Here is a 5039-nt window from a genome sequence, read left to right as displayed (position 1 = left end):
GCGCCCAGCCGCTGCGACAGGGCGGTGCGCAGCGCGCCCACGGCATCGCCGCGCGCGGCGCGGGGGGCGGCCTGCAGCTGGCGGGCCTCGGCCTGCAGGGTTTGCATGCGCTGCAACTCGGCGTCCAGCGCGGCGTGGCGGGCCGGGGCGGCGCGCAGCGTGGCCAGGGCCGGGGCCACGGCCAGCCACCACAGCAGCGCCAAGGCGACGAGCGCGGCGGCGGACAGCACCAGTGCTTGCTCGCGCGGGGCCAGGGCCTGCCAGCGGGCGCGCAGGGCGGCGTTATGGGGTGTCGTCATGGCGTGCCGCCTTCGTCGGCGCGCAGCAGCAGGCTGCCATCGTCCACGCGGGCGCGGTAGCCCGCGGCCTGCAGCCGGGCGGCCAGTTCGGTGTGTTCGTCCGGCCCCAGCGTGATGCCGCGCAGGCGCAGATCGCCAGGGGAATATTCAATGCCCGTGGGCACGCGGCCCGGGGGCAGGGCGCTGCCTGCGGCGGCCAGCAGCGGCTCCAGGTCGCGGGCCGATACCGCCCCCGCCGCCTGCCGCAGCTGCGCCAGTTCGCGCTCCATCTGCACGGGGGCATCCACGACGACTTGCACCTTGGGGAAGGTCTGCGTGAGTGCCGAGCGCACGGCGGCCTGCTTGGCGGCCAGCGCCTGGCGCTCCTGCCAGGCCCAGGCGTTGATGCCCACCAGGTGCGCCGCCGCCAGCAGCCCGGCACCCCAGCGCGCGGCGCGCCACTGCGGGGCATGGAGCAGGGCATTGGCCAGGCTGCCCAGTCTGCGCAGCGCGCGGGTGCGGCCCGTGCTCGCCAGGTCGAACTGCGCCAGGTCCCAGTCGCCGCGCGCGGCGTCCAGCGCGCGCTGGCTGGCGGTGTACAGCTCCACGCGCTGGCCCAGGGTGCGCTCTGCCAGCGCGGCCACGGCGGGCTCGGCGCGCACGGGCAGGGCGTCGTCGCCGTCGGCCTCGGTGCGGGCCAGGGCCAGCGCCATGGGCGACAGCGGCAGCACGGCCACACCCAGGTCGGCGCCGTGGCCGGTGAGGACCACGCAGGCGTCCTCGGGCGTGCCCAGGGCGCAGAGTTCGGGGTGCCCGCTGGCCGTGGGGCCGGGCGCGAATTCGGGCACCACGCGCGCCACGCGGCGGCCTGCCGCCTCCAGCGCCTGCAGGTGTTCGCGCAGCCAGGCGCGGTCGCACACGGCCACCCAGGTCGGCGCACCCGCCTGCGCGCCGGGCTGCAGCGCGAAGTGCAGTTGCGCCGCGTCGTCCAGCACGCGGTCTTCCAGCAGGCCGTCGAGCACCGAGCGCAGGCGCGGCGTCTGCTGGCCGACACCCAGCCGCAGGCCGGGCGGCAGCTGCACGCGCTGCCAGGACAGGGCGCGCGCGGGCACCACGGCCACCACTTCGCCGCCGGGGCGCGCGGGCTCGGGCAGCAGCGCCGCCGGGGCGAAGGCGTGCCGCAGGGCGGTGTGGCCGTCTGCCGTCAGCGTGTAGCTGTATTCGGCGGTGGGCTCCGGGCGGCCCGGCGGCAGGAAAAGGACGAGGGTGCTCATGAACGGGTTTTGCGGGGCATTTTAGGGGGTGGGCTCCCTGTCAAATGCGCCCCGTTCGCGCCACAGGGTGGTGACTTCCTGGCCCGCGCGCCGCACCAGCGAGCGCTCGTCCACCACGGCGTCGCCGATGCGCAGGCGGCCCCGCACCTCGAAGTAGCTGGACTTCACAGTGCAGGCGCAGTCGATGCTGCCGCCCAGCAGCGCCTGCACCTCGCTGGCCGAGCGGAAGTACCGCGATTCGCGCGCCTGCACGATCTTCTGCGCGCCCGCCAGGTCCAGGCCCTCGATGGCGGCCAGCAGTACCGCTGCCGGGGCCGTGTTGGCGTTGATCTGCGTTTGGGCGGGCAGGAGGGTGACGTACGGCGCCAGCACGGCCACGGTGGCGGGCGACAGGCCCAGCCAGCCCAGCTGGCTGACGCTGGGGGGCAGCAGCGGGGCGCCGTCCTTGCCGGCCTGGGCCAGCTTCAGGCCCTGCGCCAGCAGGGCCAGCTCCTGCTGCGGCAGGCCCAGTTGCGCGAACAGGCGGGTGAGCTGCTCCAGCCCCTTGTCATCGCCCATGGCGACGTTGGTGAGGTTCAGGCGCGCCTGCAGGTCGGCGATCTGGCCGGAGAGGAAAGCCTCGGTCGTGTCGGTGCTGGCGTCCTGCACCTGGCCCACGTTGCTTTCGGCCGCCAGGAAGGTGGTCAGGCGCGACTCCTGCAGCGGCACGGCCCAGGGTTCGGCCAGGTGGTCCGCCTGGCTGCTGGCGCGCGCGTCCTCGCGCAGGATCAGGCGCGAGAAGTCCAGCGCGCCGACGAGGATCCAGGCCGACTGCACGCGCCCGCGCTCGGCCGTCTCGACCTCCACCGCGCGCCACTGCTGCCACATGGCGGCGGCGGCGAAGGTGGCGACGAGCGTCACGGTCAGCATCGCCATGAGTAATGCGGCACCCCCTGAGGCGCTGCGCGCCTTCCCCCTCAAGGGGGACGACGCCAGTGGCCTGGCAAAGCCAGTTCCACGGCGTCCGCTGGCCTGGGCAGCGCCGGTTCCATAGGGGTGTGGGCAAGGGTGTGTCATGACCGGCCCCCGCCCAATAGGGGGTTGACCCAATCGCGGGTCAGCTTGCCCGCCAGCGCCTGCCCGGGCGGCAGGGTGATTTGCAGGCGCACGCCGTCGGGGACGGTGGCCGTTGTGCCGGTTTGCGTGGTCGTGCCGGTGCTCGACAGCGGGTTGGACCACGCGCCGCCCCGGTAATAAAAGATTTGCCACTCGGTCAGCGGCAGCAGGGCCGTCTCGTGGCGGCGCTCGGCGTCGCCGGGGTTCTGCGCCCACTGTGCGGCGCGCTGCCAGGCTTGCTGCCATTCGGCGAGTGTGCGCACGGGGGGCGACTGCCAGCGCACCCACTGCCCCGCGCCCTGCAGGCCGCGGCGCGTCCAGGCCACCACCAGGGCGCCGTCGTCGGGTACGGCGCTGGTGCGGCGTGTCAGGCGCAGCACCTGGCCGTCCCAGTCCAGCGGCGTGGTGTGGGTGATGGGCATCAGCGCGTCCAGGTCGGCGCCCCATTGGGCCAGCGCGGCCTGCAGCACCAGCATTTCGTCGGCGCGCTGGCGCGTGGTCTCCTGCGCCCGCGCCATGCCGTCCAGCCCGCGCCAGCTCAGCAGGGCGATCAGCGCCATCACGCCGATGGCGACCAGCAGTTCGATGAGGGTGAAGCCGCGCTGGCGGCTTTTGCGGCGCCCCTCACCCCAACCCTCTCCCGCACGCGGGAGAGGGGGTAAAAACCGACGCGCGGCGCATGCAACAGGCGCTGCCCAGGCCAGCAGACGCCGCGCAAGGGCCGCCCCGCCGCGCTGGCGGCGTCCCCCTGCCCGCATTGCGTAGCAATGCGAGAGCGGGGGGAAGGCGCGAAGCGACTCAGGGGGGTGTTCCATCAGTACCGGCCAATGATGGTGGAGATGCGCAGGATGGAGTTCTCGCCGTCCAGCACCTGCGCGTCGATGCGCCGGAAGCTCGGGTTGGGCGTGGCCCGCACGATGGTGAGCAGTGTGAACTGCCGCCCCGCCTGCTCGCAGACCTGCGTGCTGTCGCCCACGCTGGGCATCTGGCGCGACAGGCGGGCGCGGACCAGTTCGTTCTCGGCGCACAGCTGGGCCAGCACGATGTCGGACTGCCGCAGCGCGTTGCGCGTGAGCGCCGTGGTGGCCTGCAGCCCCGCCATGAGCGCGATGGCGACGATGGCGAGGGCCACCAGCACCTCGACCAGGGTGAAGCCCTTTTGCTGCGTCATTGCAGGGGCTCGACGGTGAAGGGGCGCACGCCGTCGGTGGCGACGCGCAGCGTGCGCTCCGGCTGGGCCTGGTGGGTGATCAGCACCTGCTGCGGGCCGATCAGCGGCTCCGGCCCCAGCGTCAGCACGGCATCGCCGCGCACGACCGTGCCTGCGTCCAGCCACTGCGTGGGCAGGGCGGCGGTGGCGCCGGGCGGCAGGCCCTCGAAGCGGAAGCCCTGCGCGGTCGCCCGCCAGCGCACGGGCACGCCTGTGGCGCGGGATTGGGCGCGGGCGGATTCGAGCAGTGCGGCCAGGCGGGCGGCCTCGCGTTCCAGTTGCGTCTGGCTGCTGTCGCGCATCGCCAAGCCGACGCCCACGGTCGCCAGGGCGATGATGCTGATGACGACCAGCAGTTCGAGAAGGGTGAACCCGCGAGTGCGGTACACAGGGTGTTTCGCCGCCGGGCCGCCCCAAGGCGCTCTGAACCGCTTGGCGGTCAGCCCCGACAGGGAAACGCGGCCCCCTTGGGGGGCAGGGAGCGACACGCAGTGCGCGACCGTGGGGGTCACATTTACTGCCAACTGCCGATGTCGGCGTCCTTGCCCTCGCCGCCGGACTGGCCGTCCGCACCGAAGCTCATCACGTCCACTTCGGCCTTCACGCCGGGGTTCAGGTACTGGTAGGGGCGGCCCCAGGGGTCGTTGGGCAGCTTCTCCAGGTACAGCTTCCAGTTGCCCGGCACGGGGCCGGACGTGGGCTTCATGATGAGCGCCTGCAGGCCCTGCTCGGCCGTGGGGTAGCGCTGGTTGTCCAGCCGGTAGAGCTTGAGCGCCTGCATGATGTTGGTGATGTCGGTGCGCGCCGCCGTCACGCGGGCGTCGTCGGCGCGGTCGAGCACGTTGGGCACGATGAGCGCGGCCAGCACGCCGATGATGACCAGCACCACCATCAGCTCGATGAGGGTGAAGCCCCGGGCAAGGCTGCGGCGGGCGTGGCGGATGAGGGATGTATTCACGGCGTTTCCAGGGGGGTCGAACGGATCGCGTGAATGATAATCCCCGCATGATGACGATCCCGCGCAGCAATTCGCACAGCCCCTGGGGCGTGCGCCTGGGTACCTTGGCCCTGTGGGCCCTGGCGGCGGCCAGCGTGGTCTTCTGGGGGCTGCGCCTGTCCGCGCCACGCGCGGGCCTGGGCGTGCCGCCCGTGGCCCCCGCGCCCATCGCGCCCGACGCGCAG

The 5039-nt window shown here is 73.5% G+C and carries 7 protein-coding genes and 1 pseudogene; 1 reads left to right on the top strand and 7 read right to left on the bottom strand.

The window, feature by feature from the left end:
- From gspM to gspG, 7 genes are all read right to left on the bottom strand, one after another.
- On the bottom strand, window positions 1–299 hold a 299-nt coding region (gene gspM, locus QM569_RS14195), incomplete at its 3' end, for a type II secretion system protein GspM (protein ID WP_414987882.1).
- Window positions 296–1552, bottom strand: coding sequence for a type II secretion system protein GspL (gspL, locus tag QM569_RS14190; RefSeq protein WP_414987881.1), 1257 nt, complete (start codon window positions 1550–1552; stop codon window positions 296–298). The genes gspL and gspM, both read right to left, overlap by 4 nt.
- Before the next feature lie 21 nt (window positions 1553–1573).
- Window positions 1574–2467, bottom strand: coding sequence for a type II secretion system minor pseudopilin GspK (gene gspK / locus QM569_RS14185; RefSeq protein ID WP_414987880.1), 894 nt, complete (start codon window positions 2465–2467; stop codon window positions 1574–1576).
- 137 nt (window positions 2468–2604) lie between these two features.
- On the bottom strand, window positions 2605–3405 hold the full coding sequence (locus QM569_RS14180; RefSeq protein WP_414987879.1) for a type II secretion system protein J: 801 nt from the start codon (window positions 3403–3405) through the stop codon (window positions 2605–2607).
- Window positions 3406–3461: 56 nt separating this feature from the next.
- Entirely contained in the window at window positions 3462–3818 is a 357-nt protein-coding gene (gene gspI, locus QM569_RS14175) for a type II secretion system minor pseudopilin GspI (protein WP_414987878.1), read from the bottom strand.
- A complete protein-coding gene (locus QM569_RS14170) occupies window positions 3815–4246 on the bottom strand; it encodes a prepilin-type N-terminal cleavage/methylation domain-containing protein (RefSeq protein WP_414987877.1) in 432 nt (143 codons plus the stop codon). Before QM569_RS14170 ends, gspI begins: the two co-directional genes overlap by 4 nt.
- Window positions 4247–4371: 125 nt before the next feature.
- Window positions 4372–4815: a type II secretion system major pseudopilin GspG gene (gspG, locus tag QM569_RS14165; protein ID WP_414987876.1), complete on the bottom strand. Its 444-nt coding sequence runs from the start codon at window positions 4813–4815 to the stop codon at window positions 4372–4374.
- A gap of 50 nt (window positions 4816–4865) precedes the next feature.
- Here gspG and QM569_RS14160 point away from each other — a divergent pair.
- A pseudogene (locus QM569_RS14160) lies at window positions 4866–5039 on the top strand (type II secretion system protein N); the annotation flags it as partial.

Origin of the sequence: Acidovorax sp. (assembly GCF_047607405.1) — a bacterium.
GTDB lineage: Bacteria > Pseudomonadota > Gammaproteobacteria > Burkholderiales > Burkholderiaceae_C > Acidovorax.
The sequence above is the reverse complement of the archived record's forward strand: the minus strand, read 5'-3'. Positions and strand labels throughout refer to the sequence as shown.